The organism is Rhodococcus sp. IEGM1339, assembly GCF_050321925.1.
Lineage (GTDB): Bacteria > Actinomycetota > Actinomycetes > Mycobacteriales > Mycobacteriaceae > Rhodococcus > Rhodococcus pyridinivorans.
Genome location: NZ_JBNQFT010000026.1, coordinates 55208 through 75014, shown reverse-complemented (window position 1 = coordinate 75014; position 19807 = coordinate 55208). Strand labels below are relative to the sequence as shown.

Below are 19807 nucleotides of genomic sequence, written 5' to 3'. Positions count from 1 at the left end.
CCCTCCGGTAGTCGGGGTGTGTGTGGTAACCACACCGATACCGGAGGTCCTCACCTATCTCGTGGCGGCACGCCGTTCACAACCTGCCTGGGAACTACACCTAGGGCGGTCAGCGTAGGTCGGGTCGTCAAGGGGCAAGTATCCATCTGAACTCGAAGTCCCCTCATGGAGTCGGCAGGTCAGGCACAGGATCTGTTGCCAGATCCGACAAAAAGGACATGTGAGGCTGTGGTCAGGTATCGCGGTCGTAAAACTTCGAGGATGTATCTCTGGGTGTTGATGGATCCGTATGAGCGGGACGGTACTAGGGGGCTCAGACACTGAAGGTGCGCTCGGTACCTTCGATAGGTGGGTCACTACTGAGATCCCGGTTCGCCTGCCGGGGAGGGGCCAGTGCGGAGTCGGTATGCATAGATAGATCACTAGCTCGTGTAACGGAGGCGCGGCATCGGCAGTGCATAGCACCACCAGATTGCAGGGCAGCACCGCATACGCAGCTTGAACTTGGGTTCGGCCAGCTTGTCGTCCACCCACATATCGCCCACAACCAGGCGGGATGGAGGCTGTCGGCGGCTGATATAAATTGACCACTTTAAGCAGGTAGGGAGTCGTTTCGTCGTTGACTGGTCGTTCTTTACTGCCTTTGGAAGGCAGATGTCAGGAGTTCGAATCTCCTAGGCTCCACAAGAAAATATCGAGGTAGAGGGCGTTTTCCGGGATTCCGGAAACGCCCTTTCTCTGTTGCTGCCCCCGATGGTGCGCCTACATCCCACACTCGAAGGGTGACGCCTCGCCTCTCTCCGCGACTCGCCGAGATCGTCGCGGCCCTGCCTCTGGAGCCGCACCTGAGGGTGCTGGAGATCGGCTGTGGGCCCGGGGCCGCAGCGCGTGCGGTCGCCGAACGGTTGACCACCGGACACATTCTCGCTCTCGACCGGTCCCCGGTGGCGATCGACCGGCTGACCTCGTCGTCTGGAGATCTGATCGCTGCGGGCCGGTTGAGGGCGCGCTGTGTCGCCGTCGAGGACTTCGTCCCGGGCGTGGACGAGGAGCCGTTCGACCTAGTCTTCGCAATCAGGGTCGGCGCCCTCGACGGACGGCACCCCGAAGCCGGTAGGGCAGCTCTGGCACGCATCGCGGCGGCGACGCGCCCGGATGCGCGACTGTTCATCGACGGTGGTGAGCCGTTGAGGGAACTTCCGATCCCGAGAGGATCGTGAAGAGTCCCTAATCGGTGCACCGTTTCACGTGAAACATCAGGAGAGCGCGGTGGTGAGAACCCTGCGGATCGAGGAGCGCACCTCGTCGAGCTTGCGGCCGGATTCGATCAATTCCGTTCCCTTGTGCACGAGCGCGGTGACGAGCTCGGCATCGAGTTCGGGATCCGCGACTCCGAGGACCCGCAGCGACTCGACGAGGGGGAGGACGAGGTCCTGATGCATGGCGTGCATGCTCTCGTCACTGAACGCCTGAGGGGTGAAAGCGGCGAGAGCACCGACGATCGCGTGCTCTCCCTCGGCGACCAGCTGCAGATTGACGTCGATGTACGTCAGCACCCGCTCCGTCGGATCGGACACCTTCTCCATCGCCTCGATCACGCGCGTGTTCCAGCGCGGGAACATGTCGACGACGACCGCGTGCAGCAGGTCGTCGCGCGAATCGAAGTAGTTGTAGACGCTCGACCGGGCCAGACCCGCACGACGCGCCACGTCGCCGAGCGAGGGTGCCTGTTCCGGTTTCTCGGCGAGGAGTTCGAGCGCCGCGTCGAGGAGGGCACGGCGCTGCGCTGCGCGGTGCTCCGCGACCGTCGCTGCGGAAATTTTCGGCACCGCCGGCCCTCCTCGTTCGGCTGTCGACCGTTCAGTCGTGTGGTCGAAGTCTTCCGTCGACCATTTCGAGCACGCGGTCGCAGTGCCGCAGGATTTCGTGGTCGTGGGTGACCATGATCGTAGCCACTCCACTGGTGTGGGTTTCCCGTGCCAGCAGTTCGACGACCTCGTGGCTGCGTTTCCGATCGAGGGCGGCGGTGGGTTCGTCGACGAGCAACAACGACGGTTCGGCCATCAGGGCCCGCGCGATGCCGACACGTTGACGCTCACCGCCCGAGAGCTGCCCGGGTCGCCGCTGGGCGCGGTGCTCCATACCTACCGAGGCGAGCAGCTCGTCAGGGTTCCGTCCGGGGCGTCCGGCGATCTTCTCGACGAGGAGCAGTTGATCGCGTGCGGTCAGGGCGGGGAGGAGATTGCCGGACTGGAATACGAACCCGACCCGCTCTCGGCGCAGCTTCGCGGTCGCCCGCGGGTCGAGTGCGGTCACCTCGATACCGTCGACACTCACGGTGCCGGAAGTGGGTCGGCCGAGGCCACCGGCGACCGCCAGCAGACTCGATTTGCCGGCACCGGACGGCCCGACGACGGCGACCAGTTCACCCGGCTCGACGCCGAGGTCGACGTGATCGAGGGCGTGGACCGTGCTGTCGCCGTCGCCGAAGGACAGGCAGACGTCGGACAGTGCGAGGCCGGTGGAGGTGGTGACGGTCATCTGTTCTCTCCCAGGGCAGCGAGCGGATCGACACGGACGATGCGGACCACGGCGAGGGCGGCGCCGAGCAGGCCGAGGACGACGAGCAGAACGGCACCTCGAGCGACGGGGCCGGATTCGAGGACGAAAGGCATGCCGCTGCCCTCGAGGCCCGACCCGAGTCCGAGACCGACGAGCACACCGAAGGCGACCGAGCCGACGAGCACGATCACGGCCTGCAGGAGGGCGTCGCGCAGGAGGAATCCGGTGGAGGCGCCCATGGCGCGGAGGACGGCGATCTCACGGCTGCGCTGCACGGTCCAGATCGTGAAGAACGCTCCTACGACGAGGGCTGAGATCGCGTAGAGGAAGGCGGTGATCATCGACATCGTCATCATCTCGGCGCTGTAGCCGGGGGAGGAATCGAACGATTCCTCCAGGGTCTTCGCTGTCGTACCGGCTGCTGCATCACCCGCGGTGAGATCGGGCAGTGCTCCGTCCACACCCTCGATCGCGACCACACTGGCTTCGGTGTACGCGCTCGGAGGGACCTGCTCACCGAGCCGGACACCGGCGTGGATCTCCTGCCAGGTGCTCAGTGGAAGGTAGGCGACGTCGACGTGACCGAAGGTGCGCTTGTCGGAGGTGAACCCGACGACGTCCAACCGGGTACCGAGACGATCGACGACGATCGTGTCGCCGAGTTCGACGCCGGTGGCGCGGGCGCTGTCGCTGAGGACGACATCGGTGTCACCACCGAGCGGTGCTCCCTCGGAGACCGAGGGTTCGAGGAACGAGCCCGGCCGGATGCCGAAGAGTGTGAGGTCCACGGGGACCCCGCTCTCGGTTTTCGCGTTGACGATGGTGTTGCCGAACAGTTCGGCGCGAGCGACGTCCGGGCGGGCACGCCAGGTGTCGGCCTGGTCTTCCGTGACCACGGATCGGGAGAATGCGGAGTCGGCCTTGGTTCCTTCGGCGAAGGCGAATGCCTGCACCGGTGTGCGCTGCAGTGCGGAGACGCCGTCGACGACGAGACCGGACGACAGGCCGGACAGGATCACCATGAGGATCGAGATGAGCGCGACGACGGCGCCCATCAACAGGAAGCGGGTGCGCGCGAACCATAGTTCGCTGTCGGAGTCCTCACCGGCAAAACCAGGCTTCCGGTGCCGCTCGTCCTCGTCCTCGGGCAGGTCGCCGGCCACCTCGTGCTGGGACTCCACGACGGTCACCTGCACACACCGGGATCCGGAATGATGTCCGCCCACGCGGTTGCCGTCCTCCTCGCCGCAGTATTGGTACGGGGTGCCGAGAAGGGCTGCGAAGCAGCACTCGCAGCGCTGCGCCGGATCGTTCCCGAGACGTACCGCACGCTGCCCGTGGCCGTCGCCGAACCTGTCCCGACGATCCACCGCCCCGATATCGGTCCCGGCGTACTACTCGTCGGCGGAACCGGCAGCCGCGCACCTCCCGTTGTTCTCCGCTAGGTCAACCTTCTCGGTCGCCGCCGCCGGCGACCGCTCGTTCCGTGTGCCCGCAGAGGCACCGACACTTACGGAGAATCATGAAGAAGACCATGTTCGGCACTGCGATCGCCGCAACGGCCCTCCTCGCCGCCGCCTGCGGTTCCGACACCGGCACCACCGACTCGGCCGAGGCCGTCGTCGTGTCCGAAGCCTGGGTCAAGGCATCCGACACCGGGATGACCGGTGCCTTCGCCGAGATCGAGAACACCGGCAGCAGTGACGTGCACATCGTCGGCGCGTCCAGTCCTGCATCCGCCACCACGGAACTGCACGAGATGGTGTCGTCCGGCGGCGCCTCGATGGTGATGCAGGAGATGGGGGACGGGCTCGTCATCCCCGCGGACACCGTGCACAGCCTCGCGCCCGGCGGCGACCACCTCATGCTCATGGACCTCGTGGAGCCTCTGCGACCCGGGAGCACGGTGACCTTCACACTCGAGTTCGCGGACGGATCGACCGAGGAGTTCACGGCCCAGGTCCGCGACTTCGCCGGGGCACAGGAGGAGTACGTGCCGTCCCACGACGGGGCAGCCCACGATGGCTAGGTTCACTCGACGCACCCTGCTCGGGGGCGGTGTCGCCGCGCTGGGTGCAGCAGGACTCGGCGCGGTCGGAGGTGGGACGGCGGTCGCGTCCCGCATCTCCGAACCGATCGGCGCGCGGACCGTGGAGATCCACGGCACCCATCAGGCCGGTATCGACACCCCCGCGCAGTCCTTCGCGTCGTTCGTGGCACTGGACCTCGCCGAGGGTGTCGATCGTGACGGGCTCGTCGGGATCATGCGGGTGTGGGCCGAGGATTCGCGGCGACTCACCACCGGGACGCCGGCGCTGGGCGACACCGAACCCGAACTCGCCGTCGACCCGGCCCGGCTGACGGTCACGGTCGGCTACGGTCCCGCGGTCTTCGACGCCGCGGGCCTGACCGACCGACGACCCGCGTGGCTGAAGCCGCTGCCGGCCTTCCCGATCGACCGGCTCGAGGAACGATGGTCCGGCGGCGACCTGCTGTTGCAGGTCTGCGCCGACGACCCGGTGACCGTCTCGCACGCGGTCCGCACACTCACCAGGAGTGTGCGATCGGTGGCGACGGTCCGCTGGATCCAGCGAGGGTTCCGGCGTGCGGCCGGCACGCGACCCGACGGGACGACCATGCGCAACCTCATGGGGCAGGTAGACGGCACCGTCAATCCCGCGCCGCGCAGCCCGGACTTCGACCGGCAGGTGTGGAATCCGGGTGACCCGCCGTGGATGGCCGGTGGCACCTCGCTCGTGTTACGCCGGATCCGCATGGAACTCGACACCTGGGACGAGCTGGACCGTCCCGCTCGGGAACTCGCCGTCGGCCGGCGACTGTCGAACGGTGCTCCGCTGACGGGTTCGGAGGAAGACGACGACGCCGACTTCGAGGCCACCGACCGGTTCGGTATCCCGGTGATCCCGCCGGAATCGCACGTCGCGCGGGCACGTCCCCGCACCGGCGACGAGAAGTTCCTGCGACGGGGTTACAACTACGACGACCAGGACGGCGCCGGATTGCTGTTCGCCACCTACCAGGTGGACGTGGACCGTCAGTTCGTCCCGGTGCAGCAGCGCCTCGCCGAGCACGACGCGCTGAATCCGTGGATCACGCCGATCGGGTCGGCGGTCTTTCTCGTCCCTCCGGGATTCGGTCCGAAGGGGTATCCCGGCGACACCTTGCTGGGTGACTGAGACAAGACCGCGACGTATGTGGAATCGAGGTCTAGCCTCGAGGGTGTGACCGAGATTACACAGATGCGTCAGGGTTTCGCGTCGCTGCGGGAAGGCGGCCTGAACTGGGACGCCTTCCCGCTCCGGCTCTTCGCGAAGGGCAACGCAGCGCACTGGGATCCGATGGACATCGACTTCTCCCACGACGCCGAGGACTGGGCGTCGCTCAACTCGGAACAACGCCGCAGTTCGACCTATCTGGTCGCGTTGTTCGTCGCCGGCGAGGAGGCCGTCACGCAGGACATCCTTCCGTTCCTCCGCGCCATGGAAGCGGAGGGCCGGTTGGGTGACGAGATGTACCTGACCCAGTTCTGCTACGAGGAGGCCAAGCACGTGCAGGTGTTCCGTCGCTGGATGGACACCGTGGGACTGACATCCGACCTGCACCCGTTCGTTGCCGAGAATCCCTACTACCGGCGGCTGTTCTACGAGGAACTGCCGCACAGTCTGCGCGTGCTCGATCGAGATCCGTCCCCGGCCAATCAGGTCCGCGCGAGTGTCACCTACAACCACGTCATCGAGGGCAGTCTCGCGCTGACGGGCTACTACGCGTGGCAGATGGTGTGCACCAAGTACGGGATCCTGCCGGGCATGCAGGAGATCATCCGGCGGATCGGCTCCGACGAGCGCCGGCACATGGCCTGGGGCACGTTCACCTGCCGACGGCATGTGGCAGCGGACGACTCGAACTGGAACGTCGTGTTGCAGCGGATGGAGGAGTTGCTTCCCCTCGCGACCGGAATGATCCAGTGGCAGAACGAGCAGTTCGACGAACAGCCCTACGGTCTCGACAACGACGAGTTCATCTCCTATGCGGCCGACCGGGCACAGAGACGGCTCGGCGCAATAGAATCCGCGCGCGGACGCCCGCTGGAGGAGATCGATCTCGATTTCGCTCCCGCCGTGCTCGAGGACCGTTTCGGGGACGAGGACGCCGCCGCGCTCGCTGCGGTTCCGGCTCCCGACCGCACCCCGGCGGACTGAGCAGGGTCGATCGGAGACAGGAGATCGATCAGAGCAGCATGCCGGCGAGGATCGCGATCAGCACGAGAACGGCGACCACCCCGATGACGACCGTTCTCGTGTTGCCGGTGTTCTCGTCTGCGGTGCCCGTGGTGAGCACCGGAACGGGTGTGGCCTCCTTCCTCGCGGCTCCGCGGTTCTCGGCGGTGCTCTCGGCCCCGAGACGTCTCTCCTCGAGTTCGCGCAGCCGAGCGAAACCGCCGGTGAGTACGTCGGTTTCGTCGTAGGAAGGTGGAAGTCCGATCCGGGTCTTGTTGGTCTCGCGTGCCGGCGTGAATCCGGCCGCGAGGATCGCGGCGCCGAGCGCCGCCGTCTGTTCCGGGCCCGGCCCGACGAGGCTGCGCACCGTGAGCTTCGTGGCGAGGCTGTTCGCGATCTCCTGGATGTGGGTGCGATCTCGTGCGACGAGACCGTCGCCCATGACGACGACGGCCTCGAGATTGTCCGGTATCCAGCCGAACGATCCGAGGGCCGTGGCGAGTTGGGCCGCCGGGGACGGTGCGCCCTGGGCGGGCGTGCGGTAGGCCTTGCCGGCGGGCACGCCCGAGCGTACGAGGGTGACGGTCGAGCCGCCGTCGTCGAGATGGAAGACCCCCACGAGTTGGCCAGGGGTCTCGGAGATCTCGGAGGCGTACCAGGCGGCGGCCGCCTGCGCGTCGGACACGAGATCCACGTGCCGCAGATTCGCGTAGTCCAGGGCGGCACGCAAGGTCGCGATGGTGTCCGGATCCCAGTGCGACGGGTAGGTGGCGGCGTAGCCGGGGTCGCTGTCCCGGTCCATGCCGCCGAAGGTCGGCAACGGGTGGCACTCCCGCAACAGGCAGTGGATGGCGGTGGCCATCGCGTCCTCGGCGCGGTACATGCGACCGTCGCTCGCGGTGATGCCCGAGGCGTCGCCGACCCGCGTGAGGAAGCCCGCGATCGTGCGTGCTTCGTCCCCGTGCGCCACGCTGCCGAGCGACGTGTTGCCGTCGTGGTCGACGTGCAGGACGGAGTCGCGGGCGAGGACGACAGGGTCGGGAGTGCCGGGTTCGTTGGATGCGATGACCGCCGTGGACACGACTCGCCCGATCCGGAGGCCGACACCGATCGCCATGTCTTCCCTTCCTCGAGAGGCTGTCCGCCCGTCGTGCTGCCGAGGACCCGACTCGCTCCGGGTGCGCCGGACAAATGCACCGCTTCGGGCGCGAAGAACGATTGTGGCAGACAGGCCGGAAAGTGCCGACCCTACTTGCGGGTAGGTGCGTGTTACAGTCCGTACCGCCGTGACGAGGGACACACGGTTCCGGTGGATCCAGGTGGAGGAACAACATGGTGGGGCGCGCTCGCAAGTGGATGGCCGCGGCGGTGACGACGACCGTCCTTGCTGGCGGAATTCTCGGAACCGCGGCGACAGCGGGAGCCGAGACGGACTTCTATCTCCCGCCCGACCCACTGCCGACGGGTGCTCCCGGCGACGTCCTGCGCACGGCGCCGTCCGATCTGGCATTGCGCGCACCGGTCGCCGACGGCATCTTCCCGGGTCAGGGCACCAAGCTGCTGTACCGCAGCAACGACGCCAAGGGCGCACCCAACGCGGTGAGCGGCACCTACATCGAGCCGTCGACGCCGTGGAACGGTCCCGGCGACCGGCCGCTCGTCGCGCTGGCCGTCGGTACCCACGGTCAGGGTGACCAGTGCGCGCCGTCCCGCAATCTCGGCGCGCTCGTCAACTATAATCCGCCCCTCGACTTCTTCACCGAGTACGAGGTGCTGTCGATCAACGCGCTGCTGCTGCGCGGCATCGCCGTGGTCGTCACCGACTACGACGGTCTCGGTACGCCGGGGCACCACACCTACGTGAACCGCGCCGCCGAAGCCCACGCGGTGCTCGACTCGGTGCGCGCGGCGCTGAAGCTCGAGAACGCGTCGGTGACCGAGAACAGCCCGGTCGGCCTCTTCGGTTACTCGCAGGGCGGCGGCGCGTCGGGCGCTGCGGCCGAGCTCGCACCCGAGTACGCCCCCGAACTGAACCTCGTCGGCGCCTACGTGGGTGCTCCGCCCGCCGACCTCGTGGCCACGTTGAAGCAGATCGACGGCACGCTGCTCACCGGTGCCATCGGGTACACGATCAACGGTCTGGCCGACGCCTACCCGGAGATCCGCGACGAGATCGACGCCGAGATCAGTGATCGCGGCCGCAAGATGCTCGCGGCCGTGGCGAACCAGTGCGTCCCGGAGACGGTGGCGAATTTCGCATTCCAGCGCACCGGCGACTACACCCGCACGGGTGAGCCCCTCGATGTCGTGCTCGACCGCCTGCCCCAGGTCCAGAAGATCCTCGCGGAGCAGCGCATCGGCAACCGCACGCCCGCCGTGCCCGTCCTCCTCCAGCACGGCACGCAGGACGACACGGTCCCCTACGGTCAGGGCCGTCAGCTGGCGCTGGACTGGTGCGATCAGGGCGCGACGGTGCAGTTCCTGCCCAACACGACGCCGCCGATCCTGCCCGGCTTCATCATCAACCATGCGGTGCCCATGATCGGCGGACTGCCCGACTCCGTCGCGTACATCGAAGCGCGACTGCGCGGTGAGCCCGCACCGTCGAACTGTGGAGCCTTCTGACGCTCCTTCGAATCTGCAATCGATCCGGCCCGCACTCCCTTCCGGGGGTGCGGGCCGGATTCGTGTGCAGGGTCTACACCGAGTGACGGGTGTCGATGATCCGGCGCGCGACGTTCGTCTCGGTCGACGGGCCCGGTTCCCAGCGGGAGATCCACGGACCGGTGCCCTCGCTCGGATCGAGCACACCGCGCTCGAGCCACTCGTATCTGCCCTCGAGAACGCCGGCCGCGGTGCGACGATCCTCGGCGTCGGTGTTCGTCCACAGGGCGTCGAACAACTTCTCCACGCGCAGCCGCGACTGTTTGCAGAACGCGTCGGCCAGTTCGAAGGCCGCGTCGGCTCCCGGGTGCCCGTCGACGCGTTGCCGTTCTGCGCGCACGCACACGGCGGTCGCGGCGAACAGCTCGGCTCCGATGTCGACGATCCGTCCGAGGAAGTTCTCCCGCTTCTCGAGTCCGGCCTGCCAGCGGGCCATCCCGTAGAAGGTCGAGCGGGCGAGCTTGCGCGAGCTGCGTTCGATGTACCTCAGATGTGTTGCCAGAAAACCGAATTCGTTGTAGGTCCGCGGTAGCTGTCCCTTGCCGGTGACGAGTTTCGGGAGCCATCGGGCGTAGAACCCGCTCGCCCGTACCGCGGCCTGCGCCTTCTCCTTGCCCGTCGAATCGGGGTCGGCGAGTTCGCCGGCTGCGCGCAGGTGGGCGTCGACCGCCTCGCGGGCGACGAGGAGACGCATGATCTCGCTCGACCCCTCGAAGATGCGGTTGATCCGCAGGTCGCGGACGAGTTGCTCTGCGGGAACGGCCCGTTCGCCGCGCGCCGCCAGCGACTCGGCGGTCTCGTAGCCGCGTCCGCCGCGGATCTGCACGAGTTCGTCGGCGATGAGGCATCCCATCTCGCTCGCCCACAACTTCGCCAGTGCCGCCTCGATGCGGATGTCGTTGCGCTGTTCGTCGTTCATCTGGCCCGACAGTTCGACGACGGACTCGAGTGCGTAGGTGGTCGCGGCGATGAACGAGATCTTCGCGGCGACGGCCTCGTGCTCACCGACCGGCTTGCCCCACTGCACCCGCTCCGACGACCATTCGCGGGCGATCTTCAGCGCCCACTTGCCGGCACCCGAGCACATCGCGGGGATGGCGAGGCGACCGGCGTTGAGCGTCGTCAACGCGATCTTCAGCCCATCGCCCTCACGTCCGATGAGGTTCTCCTTCGGAACCCGCACCTTGTGCAGCCGGGTCACGCCGTTCTCGATGCCGCGCAGGCCCATGAAGGAGTTGCGGCGTTCGACGGTGATGCCGGGTGAATCCGCTTCCACGACGAAGGCGGAGATCCCGCCGCGATGGCCCTCGCTCTTCGGTACGCGGGCCATGACGACGAGCAGTTCGGCGACCACCCCGTTGGTCGTCCACAGCTTGACGCCCTCGAGTTCGTAGGCGCTGCCGCCCTCGACCGGGATGGCGGTGGACGCGAGTCGGGCGGGGTCGGACCCGACGTCGGGTTCGGTGAGCAGGAAAGCCGAGATGGCGCCGCGCGCGCATCGCGGCAGGAAGCGCTGCTTCTGCTCAGGGGTGCCGGCGAGCTCGAGCGGTTCCGGCACACCGATCGACTGATGGGCCGACAGCAGCGCGCCGATGCTGGGATGCACGCAGGCGACGACCGTCAGGGCCCGGTTGTAGGCGACCTGCGACAGCCCGAGGCCGCCGTACTCCTGCGGGATCTTCATGCCGAAGCAGCCGAGCTCGGCCAGCTCGCGGACGTATTCGTCGGGTATCCGCGCGTCGCGTTCGATGCGGCCGCCGTCCATCGAACTGCACGCGGCGCGCAGGCGTGCGAGGAACTCCTCGGTACGGGAGTCCTCGTCGGGTGTCGGTCGCGGGAAGGGGTGGACGAGGTCGAGGGTGAGCCGTCCGAGGAACAGTTCCTTCGCGAAGGACGGCTTGTTCCACTCGGATTCGCGCGCCTGCTCCGCTACTTCACGAGCCTGCCGCTCGGTGACCTGTGGGGTTCGGGCATCGGCGCTCTCTGCCATGACTGCCTCCGGGTCGCGTGCCTACTGGTGAGTATGCACCCGGATGTGCCTCTTATCACAGGTTCGGCCGAGTCGATCATGAAGCAGTCGGATGTGAACTAGATCACTACCGTGGAAGTCGTCGGGGACGTGCGGGTACTCCCGGACGCGCCTACGCTCGAATAGTCACCGACGACGTGCCCCGCCCGTCACTCGCCGATCCCCATCGCGGATCGGAACGGAGGTGGCCATGGAATTCCTGGCCTTCGTCCCCGTCCTGCTCACTTTCCTCGGCGCGCTCTACTTCGCGGCGTGCCTCATCGTCGACCGCGAGATCCGATCGGCGGAACGAGAATTCGGCACCGCGGACGGCGATCAGGCCTCCGAGGTGTCGGTGGACTCGGGGGAGACCGGCGTCGAGGCGGCCTCGTCGGTCGTCGTCGCCGCGGACTCCGCCGGCCGCACGCGCGGCGGTTCCGGAGCGATCGGAGGGTGATCCGGCCGTCGTCGCCGGTAGAACACGACCCCGCCTGCGGCCACGACGGCAACCGCGCCGGCGACGACGAGACCGAACCGCCTGCCCGTGCGCTCCGGACGAGAGGACGACTTCGCGGCACACCGCTCGGCCGCGGCCCGCCGGGCCACCGAGAGCAGTTCGCCCGCGACGTCCAGACCCTTGCGTGCTGCGAACAGTCCGGCCGCGCTCGAGCCCTGCGCGAGAGCTACCGCGCCCTCGCCGGCCACGCGGAGAGCACCCGCGAGATTGCCGGATTCGTCGTGGCGTCGCACGAATGCCGGAAGCCACACGTCGTCGGTCTCGGCATGAATCAGCTTGCTCATGCGTCCACTCTTCCATACCGCCCGGACCTGTGGTCGTGACCGGAGAGCGTGTCCCGCGCCGCCTGTCCTGCCCGGGAAGCGGGCAATGGCACCATGGTGGGGTGACTTCACCGCATCAGACAGCAACGGCCACGCTCCACACGAACCGCGGCGACATCGCGATTGCGCTTTTCGGCAACCACGCGCCGAAGACCGTCGAGAACTTCGTCGGCCTGGCTCAGGGCACCAAGGAGTACAAGACCCAGAACGCCAAGGGCGAGACCAGCGGTCCGTTCTACGACGGCGCGGTCTTCCACCGCGTCATCGACGGCTTCATGATCCAGGGTGGCGACCCCACCGGCACCGGCCGCGGCGGCCCGGGCTACCAGTTCGCCGACGAGTTCCACCCCGAGCTGCAGTTCGACCGCGGCTACCTGCTCGCGATGGCGAACGCCGGCCCGGGCACCAACGGCTCGCAGTTCTTCATCACCGTCGGCCCGACCCCGCACCTCAACCGTCGCCACACCATCTTCGGTGAGGTCGTCGACGCCGAGTCGAAGAAGGTCGTCGACGCGATCGCGACCACCGCCACCGACCGCGCCGATCGCCCGGTCGACGACGTCGTGATCAACAGCATCACCATCTCCTGAGAGAGTTCCCATGACGAACCCCGGCTGGGGCTCCGCGGCCGAGGGTGGTGGCCCGCAACCCCAGCCGCGGTGCGTTCGCCATCCCGACCGCCCGACCCTTCTCGCCTGCTCCCGATGCGGCCGGCCCGCGTGCCCCGAGTGCCTGCGTCCCGCCTCGGTCGGTCAGCACTGCGTCGACTGCGTCGCCGCGGCCGAACGGTCGACACCGCAGGCCCGCACCATCGCCGGCGCACCCGTCCGTTCCGATCGGCCCTCGCCGATCGTGACGTACGTGCTCATCGCGCTGAATGTGCTCGTCTTCGGCATCACCGCCGCGCAGTCGGGCAGCGTGATGACCAACGAGCAGGGCTCGGCGCTGTTCCTCGACTGGGCGTTGTGGCCGCCCATCATCGCCGCGCACGGCGAGTACATCCGGATCCTCGGCAGCGGATTCCTGCACTTCGGCCTGCTCCATCTGGCCGTCAACATGTTCGCCCTGTGGGTGATCGGACGCGACACCGAACTCGTGCTCGGACGCGCCCGGTACGTCTCGGTCTACCTCGTGTCGATCCTCGGCGGGTCCGCCGCAGTGATGTTCATGGAGACCGGAGCGGTCACCGCCGGAGCGTCGGGAGCGGTCTTCGGTCTGCTCGGCGCGCAGGCCGTCATCCTGCTGCGCCTGCGTCGCAGCCCGGCACCCGTGCTGACCATCGTCGGCCTCAACGTGATCATCAGCATCACCGTCCCGGGCATCTCCCTGTGGGGTCACCTGGGCGGTCTCGTCGCCGGTGCCGCCGCGACAGCGGCCCTGCTCTACGCCCCGCAGTATCTCGGTGCCGGCACCGACCGGGACCGCATCGTGCGCACCGGATGGATCGCGCTGGTCGCGGTCGTCGCGGTGACGCTGGTCGCGATCGTGCTCGCCGTCGTGCGGCTACGCGATCAACTGGGTGTCTGATCGGGCGCGAGATCGCGCATCGCCAGCGCGGCGTGCACCTTCCGCGGGTCGGTGCCCAGATCCCACCGGCCGAAGATCATCAGGTTCTCCGTGCCGGTCGCGGGGTCGATCGTGTCGATCTCGAGCATCGGCACGCGCCGCCCGAAGCGCGTGTACTCGACGATCCGCACGCGGTGCAGGGCCGCGCGCGGGAACTCGCGACGACCCGTCAACCGCATCGTCGCGATCCCCGTTCCTCCAGGGAGCACTTCGAGACGCGGACGCTGCCGCAGCGCGAGCGCGACCATCACGAGGACGAGCACCGCCGCGAAACCCACCAGTACGCGACCGGCCGCGTCGGGAACCGCAACCGCGGCGGTCACGGCCAAGGCGATACCGGCGGCCGACAACGCCGCTATCGCGGCGGGCGGCGTCGCCCACCGCAGCGGTGTCTCGTCGGGCATCTGCGTCCTCTTCCGATCCGTTCCCCGGGGACCTCTCACCGGGTTGTGCACAGTGTTATCCCCAGGTGGGGATGAATAACATCGGTGTAACCCGAGCGGGGTGGAGGTCAGCGCCAGTTCATCGTCATGATCAGACCGACCACCATGAACCCGAAACCGATCAGGAAGTTCCAGGCACCGAGATCGTTCATCCACGTGATCTGCTCGGCCGCGAGGTAGTAGACGATCAGCCACAGCAACCCGATGACCATCAGGGCGAGCATCACCGTCACGTACAACGTGCTCGACGGCGTGCCCTTGACCTTCACCGGTGTGCGGCTCACCGTCCGGGTCGCGGAGACGTCCTTCTTGCGAACCTTCGACTTGGGCATGGTGTCCTCGTTCTCACGTCTCCACCCGTCGTACACGGATGGAGTGGTCGGTCAACTACCTGTTGAGATCACGCTAACGTAAGGCCAGGATCGGAGGTACGACGTGTCGGAACGACGCCTGCGCGCGCCCGTGTGGGGTGTCGCGACCCTCGTCGTCTGCCTCGTGGCCGGTCTGCTCGTGGGTACCACCCGCGGAGTGTCCGAAGGCGACGAACTGCGCGCCGGCGACTCCCCGCGACTGTCCGATCTGGTCCGGGCCGCGCAGGAGAAGGCCGACGAACTGGCCGCCACCCGAGACGATCTCACTACCCGCATCGACGAACTCCAGGATCGTGCCGCGGTGAACGACGAGGACGTCGCCGCGGTGCTCGACGACCTGTCCGCGATCGAGGACCCGGCCGGACTCGTGGCCCGCCGCGGTCCGGGAGTGACCGTCACTCTCACCGACGCACCCCGCGACGCCAACGGGCGCTATCCGTCCGGTGCCTCACCCGACGATCTCGTCGTGCACCAGCAGGACGTGCAGAGCGTGCTCAACGCGATGTGGGCCGGCGGTGCCGAGGCCGTGGCCATGCAGGATCAGCGGATCGTCGCGACGTCGGCGCCACGCTGCATCGGCAACACGCTGCTGCTGCACGGACGCACCTACTCACCGCCCTATGTCGTCACCGCGCTCGGCGACCCGGCACGGCTGCAGGCCGCGCTCGACGCCGAGCCCGGTATCCGCATCTACAAGCAGTACGCGGCCCGCTATCAACTCGGCTACACGCAGCAGGCGTCGGAGGATCTGTCGGTCCCCGCCTACACCGGTAGTTCGTCCGCGCGCTGAGCGGTGCCCGGGAGCACTGTCCGAATCGGGCCACCGGGCGGGTCGCCCTCTGCCGGCCACCGGGCGGGTCGCCCTCTGCCGGCCACCGGGCGGGTCGCCCTCTACCGGCCACTGAGTACCCTCGTCTCATGCGCATTCTCGTCGTCGACAACTACGACAGCTTCGTCTTCAACCTGGTCCAGTATCTGGGGCAGCTCGGAACGACGGCCGAAGTGTGGCGCAACGATGACGAGCGGCTCACCGCACCGGGTGCTCTCGCGCGGGTCGCGAAGGAGTACGACGGCATCCTCCTCAGCCCAGGGCCGGGCACACCCGAACGCGCCGGGGCGAGCATCGATCTGGTCAAGGCATGTGCCGACAGCAGCACTCCGCTGCTCGGTGTGTGCCTCGGCCACCAGTCCATCGGTGTCGCGTTCGGCGCGACCGTCGATCGCGCCCCCGAGCTGCTGCACGGCAAGACCAGCCTGGTTCGTCACAACGGTGCCGGTGTGCTCGCGGGCCTGCCCGATCCGTTCACCGCGACCCGCTACCACTCGCTGACCGTGCTGCCCGAGACGATGCCCGCCGAACTCGAGCCCACCGGCCACACGGAGACCGGCATCGTCATGGCCCTGCGTCACGCCGAGCTGCCGATCCACGGTGTGCAGTTCCACCCCGAATCGGTGCTCACCCAGGGTGGTCACCGCATGCTCGCGAACTGGCTCGCGGCCTGCGGCGAGGCACCGGACGAGACGCTCGTCGCGCGCCTCGAGGCGCAGATGGCACGCGCGCTCGACGGCGGAGCCGCCTGACGCACCCCATTTCCGACGAGAAAGGCGCCGGTCCTTCGAGGATCGGCGCCTTTCGTCGAAAGCTCGTTCAGCGGATGCCGAGCACACCGACGCCCACGGTGAGGGGCTGGTTTTTCGAGATCTCCGAACCCGGCGGCTGGGCCTGCGTGATCACGGTGCCGACGAGATCGACATCGAGTGTCGCCTCACGCGTCTGCTGGAGCTGAGAGGCGTTGCCCGTCCAGCCGGCGCCGCGCAGAGCAGCGAGTGCATCCGACACCGACCGGTTGGTGACGACGGGCATCTCGATGCGGTCGCCGTTGGACACCCGCACCGTCACCGTCGACCCCTGTTCGGTGGAGGCGCCACCGGCCGGACTCGTCGACACGACGGTGCCCTCGGTCTCGCTGGAGTCGATGTTCTCGACGACGACCTCGAAACCGGCACCCTCGATGTTGTCGCTCGCCACCTCGACGGTCTGGCCCACGACGTTGGGGACGCGCACCAGTTCGGGGCCGGATCCCAAAGTGATGGTGATGGGGCTGTCGCGGTCGACGCTGGCTCCCGCACCGGGGCTCTGGTCGACGACGAGGTCCTCGTCGTCGGCATTCGACGGAGCACGTCCGACGTTCGGGTCGAGCCGGAGACCGGCGGCGGACAGCTCCTGGGCTGCGCGTTCCTGCGTCATGCCTTCGAGCCGCGGGATCTGCACCTGTTCCGGTCCTGTCGAGACCTCGAGGGTGACGGTCGAACCCTCCTCGGCCTGGCTCCCGGGCACGGGACGGGTGTTGATGACGTTGCCGTTCGCGACGACCGGATCGCTCTTCTGCTGGATCGAGACCCGGAAGCCGGCGTTCTGCAGCTGGCTCTCGGCGAGCTCGGCGGAGACGTTGCGGACGTCGGGCACCGTGACCTGGGCGGCCGTCGAACCGGGTCCGAGCGACCACAGGAAGACGCCGACGATACCGACCACGGCGAGCGCGGCGATGCCGAGCAGCACCTTTTTGAGAACTGAGCCGCCGCCGGAATCCTCGGCGGGTGCCCCGGCGGCACCGGCGGCCGCGACGCGGCCGTGCCGCCCCGTGTTGTTGTCGACGGAGTCGATCAGCGTCGTGCGGTCCTCGTCGGTCATCACCATCGGCGCACTCGGACGCTGCCCGCTCAGCACGCGGATCAGGTCGCTGCGCATCTCCGCAGCCGACTGGTAGCGGTTCGCGGGGTTCTTCGCCATCGCCTTGAGGATCACCGAGTCGAGCTCGGGCGGCACCGACGAATTCACCGATGACGGCAGCGGCGGATCCTCCCGCACGTGCTGGTAGGCCACCGCGACGGGCGAGTCGCCTTTGAAGGGGGGCTCGCCGGTGAGGATCTCGAACAGGACGCAGCCCACCGAGTACACGTCGGACCGGGCGTCGACCTGTTCACCGCGCGCCTGCTCCGGGGAGAGGTACTGTGCGGTGCCGATCACCGCGGCGGTCTGCGTCATCGGGCTCGCGGCGTCGGAGATGGCCCGGGCGATGCCGAAGTCCATGACCTTCACCGCGCCGGCCTTGTTGATCATGACGTTGGCCGGCTTCACGTCGCGGTGCACGATCATGTTGCGGTGGCTGAAGTCCAGGGCCGCGCACACGTCGGCGATGATCTCCATCGCCCGCTTGGGGGTCATCGGCCCGTCGGCGCGCACGATGTCGCGCAGCGTGTCGCCCTCGACGTACTCCATGACGATGTACGGGAGCGGCCCGGCCTCGGTCTCGGCCTCACCGGTGTCGTAGACGGCGACGATCGCCGGATGGTTCAGCGCAGCGGCATTCTGCGCTTCGCGCCGAAAGCGCAGGTAGAACGTGGGGTCGCGTGCGAGGTCGGCGCGCAACACCTTGATGGCCACATCCCGGCCGAGCCGCAGATCCCGCGCGAGGTGCACCTCGGACATACCGCCGAAGCCGAGGATCTCACCCAGCTCGTAGCGGGAGGAGAGCTTGCGGGGTGTGGTCATGACGTTCCTTGGTTGTTCGTACCGTTGCTGGTTTCGGATGAATTGTCGTCCCCTCCACCGGCGGCCTCGGGGTCGGTCTCGTCGTCGCCGTTACCCTCCGCGCCGCCCGTGCCGCCGTCGCCGCCACCCGTGTCCTCCGCTGTGGTGGTGGTCGTCGTCGTGGTCGGGGCGGTCGTGGTGGTGGGCGGTTGCGTCGTGGTCGGCTCGGTCGTCGGCTCCACCGTGGTCGTCGGCGGCTGCGTCGTCGTCGTGGTCGGAGGAGGCGTGAAGGTCTCCGTCTCGACGGGCGGCGGCAGCGGCACGAACGTCGTCGTGGTGGTCAGCGGCGGACGGGTCGTCGTGGTGGTCGCGCGGGTCGTGGTGAGTTGCGTCGTCGGAGACGGAGCGCGCGGGGTCTCCTCGTCGTCGCCACCCAACAGCACGATTCCCAGCGTCACGAGGGCGAGCACCACTGCCGCACCTGCGGCCCAGGCCAGCGCTGTGCGACTCGGGGACCGTCGTCCGTCATCGTCGGCGGGCACTCCCGTAGTCGGCGGACCTGCCACCGGCGGACGGCCGGCGGTCGGCGGCTGAGCCGAGCGGGGAACCGACGAATAGGCCGTCTGGTCGTACTGCGTCGGGTGCAGGGCACGGGTCGAAGAAGTGTGGGCCGTCGTCCCGGGCACGCCGGGCGGAAGCACGCGGTTGGCGCTGGTCACCGGCGGCACGTTGCCGGGCGGGGGCACGGGCCGTCCGGACCGCACCGCAGCGACGGCGTTGGCGAATTCGCCACCGTTCGAATAGCGGTAGGCCGGGTCCTTCGACATCGCGATCTCGATGAGTTCGCGCACCTCGGGCGGAAGATCCGTCGGCAGCGGCGCCGGGGTCTCCTGGACATGCTTCATCGCGACGGTCACGACGCTGTCGCCGAGGAACGGACGGCGTCCCGACAGCACCTCGTAGCCGACGACGGCCAGCGAGTACACGTCGCTCGCGGACGTCGCCTCCTGACCCAGTGCCTGCTCGGGAGCGATGTACTGTGCGGTGCCCATCACCATGCCGGTGCGGGTGACCGGGGAGGCGTCGACTGCCTTCGCGATACCGAAGTCGGTGATCTTCACCTGGCCCGTCGGGGTGATGAGGATGTTGCCGGGCTTGACGTCGCGGTGCACCACGCCGGCGTTGTGGGCCGCCTGCAGGGCGCGTCCGGTCTGCTCGAGCATGTCGAGCGCGTGCGGCAGCGACAGGCGTCCGAGCCGCGACAGGACGGCGTTGAGCGGTTCGCCGTGTACGAGTTCCATCACGAGATAGGCGATGGACTGGCCCTCGGCGTCGGTGGTCTCGCCGTAGTCGAACACCCCGGCGATGCCGGGATGGTTGAGCTGGGCGGTGGTGCGGGCCTCGAAACGGAACCGGGCGAGGAAGTCCTCGTCGCCGGACAACTCGGCCTTGAGGACCTTCACCGCGACCCGCCGGTCGAGGCGGGTGTCGAGTCCTTCCCACACCTGACCCATTCCGCCGGTCGCGATGAGTCGCTGGAGACGGTAACGGTCGGCGATCATGGCGCCGCTGCTCAGAGCCAT

Annotated in this window: 20 protein-coding genes and 1 tRNA gene; 11 read left to right on the top strand and 10 right to left on the bottom strand. The window is 68.1% G+C overall.

Annotated features, from left to right (window positions below; genetic code table 11):
* Window positions 1–604: 604 nt before the first annotated feature.
* Both ACQR3U_RS20165 and ACQR3U_RS20160 read left to right on the top strand, forming a co-directional pair.
* Window positions 605–684: transfer RNA gene (locus ACQR3U_RS20165), tRNA-OTHER, on the top strand.
* Window positions 685–782: 98 nt separating this feature from the next.
* Window positions 783–1220 (top strand): class I SAM-dependent methyltransferase, encoded by a 438-nt coding sequence (locus ACQR3U_RS20160; protein ID WP_064256040.1) that lies wholly within the window; start codon window positions 783–785, stop codon window positions 1218–1220.
* A 36-nt stretch (window positions 1221–1256) separates the two neighbouring features.
* Here ACQR3U_RS20160 and ACQR3U_RS20155 read toward each other — a convergent pair whose 3' ends face one another.
* From ACQR3U_RS20155 to ACQR3U_RS20145, 3 genes are read right to left on the bottom strand one after another with little or no spacing between them, the layout of a single operon-like run.
* A complete protein-coding gene (locus tag ACQR3U_RS20155; RefSeq protein WP_024102552.1) occupies window positions 1257–1829 on the bottom strand; it encodes a TetR/AcrR family transcriptional regulator in 573 nt (190 codons plus the stop codon).
* A gap of 31 nt (window positions 1830–1860) precedes the next feature.
* Complete coding sequence (locus ACQR3U_RS20150; RefSeq protein ID WP_006550926.1) at window positions 1861–2541, bottom strand: ABC transporter ATP-binding protein; 681 nt, start codon at window positions 2539–2541, stop codon at window positions 1861–1863.
* On the bottom strand, window positions 2538–3617 hold the full coding sequence (locus ACQR3U_RS20145; RefSeq protein WP_230811262.1) for an FtsX-like permease family protein: 1080 nt from the start codon (window positions 3615–3617) through the stop codon (window positions 2538–2540). The genes ACQR3U_RS20150 and ACQR3U_RS20145 overlap by 4 nt, the downstream gene beginning before the upstream one ends.
* A gap of 156 nt (window positions 3618–3773) precedes the next feature.
* On the opposite strand from ACQR3U_RS20145, the gene ACQR3U_RS20140 reads away from it, so the two are divergent.
* From ACQR3U_RS20140 to ACQR3U_RS20125, 4 genes are all read left to right on the top strand, one after another.
* Window positions 3774–4007 carry a hypothetical protein gene (locus ACQR3U_RS20140; RefSeq protein ID WP_230811258.1) on the top strand — a complete coding sequence of 78 codons (234 nt, stop codon included), beginning with the start codon at window positions 3774–3776 and terminating at the stop codon, window positions 4005–4007.
* A gap of 77 nt (window positions 4008–4084) precedes the next feature.
* Complete coding sequence (locus ACQR3U_RS20135; protein WP_024102556.1) at window positions 4085–4591, top strand: copper chaperone PCu(A)C; 507 nt, start codon at window positions 4085–4087, stop codon at window positions 4589–4591.
* Window positions 4584–5759: a Dyp-type peroxidase gene (locus ACQR3U_RS20130; RefSeq protein ID WP_230811257.1), complete on the top strand. Its 1176-nt coding sequence runs from the start codon at window positions 4584–4586 to the stop codon at window positions 5757–5759. Before ACQR3U_RS20135 ends, ACQR3U_RS20130 begins: the two co-directional genes overlap by 8 nt.
* Window positions 5760–5804: 45 nt before the next feature.
* Window positions 5805–6782: a R2-like ligand-binding oxidase gene (locus tag ACQR3U_RS20125; RefSeq protein ID WP_269572365.1), complete on the top strand. Its 978-nt coding sequence runs from the start codon at window positions 5805–5807 to the stop codon at window positions 6780–6782.
* Window positions 6783–6810: 28 nt separating this feature from the next.
* Here the strand turns inward: ACQR3U_RS20125 and ACQR3U_RS20120 are convergent, their stop codons facing one another.
* Complete coding sequence (locus tag ACQR3U_RS20120) at window positions 6811–7917, bottom strand: hypothetical protein (RefSeq protein WP_006550931.1); 1107 nt, start codon at window positions 7915–7917, stop codon at window positions 6811–6813.
* A 215-nt stretch (window positions 7918–8132) separates the two neighbouring features.
* On the opposite strand from ACQR3U_RS20120, the gene ACQR3U_RS20115 reads away from it, so the two are divergent.
* The gene (locus ACQR3U_RS20115) at window positions 8133–9425 is read left to right on the top strand and encodes a lipase family protein (RefSeq protein WP_033098094.1); all 1293 of its coding nucleotides are present in this window, start codon (window positions 8133–8135) and stop codon (window positions 9423–9425) included.
* Between the two features lie 73 nt (window positions 9426–9498).
* On the opposite strand, the gene ACQR3U_RS20110 is transcribed toward ACQR3U_RS20115, so the two are convergent.
* Both ACQR3U_RS20110 and ACQR3U_RS20105 read right to left on the bottom strand, forming a co-directional pair.
* The gene (locus tag ACQR3U_RS20110; protein WP_230811256.1) at window positions 9499–11454 is read right to left on the bottom strand and encodes an acyl-CoA dehydrogenase family protein; all 1956 of its coding nucleotides are present in this window, start codon (window positions 11452–11454) and stop codon (window positions 9499–9501) included.
* A 354-nt stretch (window positions 11455–11808) separates the two neighbouring features.
* A complete protein-coding gene (locus tag ACQR3U_RS20105) occupies window positions 11809–12273 on the bottom strand; it encodes a hypothetical protein (RefSeq protein ID WP_006550934.1) in 465 nt (154 codons plus the stop codon).
* Between the two features lie 101 nt (window positions 12274–12374).
* Here ACQR3U_RS20105 and ACQR3U_RS20100 point away from each other — a divergent pair, with 101 nt between their 5' ends.
* Complete coding sequence (locus ACQR3U_RS20100) at window positions 12375–12902, top strand: peptidylprolyl isomerase (protein WP_024102562.1); 528 nt, start codon at window positions 12375–12377, stop codon at window positions 12900–12902.
* Window positions 12903–12912: 10 nt separating this feature from the next.
* On the top strand, window positions 12913–13839 hold the full coding sequence (locus ACQR3U_RS20095) for a rhomboid family intramembrane serine protease (RefSeq protein ID WP_230811255.1): 927 nt from the start codon (window positions 12913–12915) through the stop codon (window positions 13837–13839).
* Here ACQR3U_RS20095 and ACQR3U_RS20090 read toward each other — a convergent pair.
* Window positions 13824–14282 carry a PH domain-containing protein gene (locus ACQR3U_RS20090; protein WP_039584447.1) on the bottom strand — a complete coding sequence of 153 codons (459 nt, stop codon included), beginning with the start codon at window positions 14280–14282 and terminating at the stop codon, window positions 13824–13826. The genes ACQR3U_RS20095 and ACQR3U_RS20090 overlap by 16 nt on opposite strands.
* A 107-nt stretch (window positions 14283–14389) precedes the next feature.
* Window positions 14390–14653 (bottom strand): cell division protein CrgA, encoded by a 264-nt coding sequence (gene crgA, locus ACQR3U_RS20085; RefSeq protein WP_006550938.1) that lies wholly within the window; start codon window positions 14651–14653, stop codon window positions 14390–14392.
* A 103-nt stretch (window positions 14654–14756) separates the two neighbouring features.
* Between crgA and ACQR3U_RS20080 the strand changes: the two genes are divergently transcribed.
* Window positions 14757–15482: a DUF881 domain-containing protein gene (locus ACQR3U_RS20080; RefSeq protein ID WP_024102564.1), complete on the top strand. Its 726-nt coding sequence runs from the start codon at window positions 14757–14759 to the stop codon at window positions 15480–15482.
* A 128-nt stretch (window positions 15483–15610) separates the two neighbouring features.
* Window positions 15611–16273, top strand: a complete 663-nt coding sequence (locus tag ACQR3U_RS20075; RefSeq protein ID WP_230811254.1) for an aminodeoxychorismate/anthranilate synthase component II — start codon at window positions 15611–15613, stop codon at window positions 16271–16273.
* A 67-nt stretch (window positions 16274–16340) separates the two neighbouring features.
* Here ACQR3U_RS20075 and pknB read toward each other — a convergent pair whose 3' ends face one another.
* Both pknB and ACQR3U_RS20065 read right to left on the bottom strand, forming a co-directional pair.
* Complete coding sequence (pknB, locus tag ACQR3U_RS20070) at window positions 16341–18245, bottom strand: Stk1 family PASTA domain-containing Ser/Thr kinase (protein ID WP_006550941.1); 1905 nt, start codon at window positions 18243–18245, stop codon at window positions 16341–16343.
* A complete protein-coding gene (locus ACQR3U_RS20065; RefSeq protein ID WP_230811253.1) occupies window positions 18242–19807 on the bottom strand; it encodes a serine/threonine-protein kinase in 1566 nt (521 codons plus the stop codon). Before ACQR3U_RS20065 ends, pknB begins: the two co-directional genes overlap by 4 nt.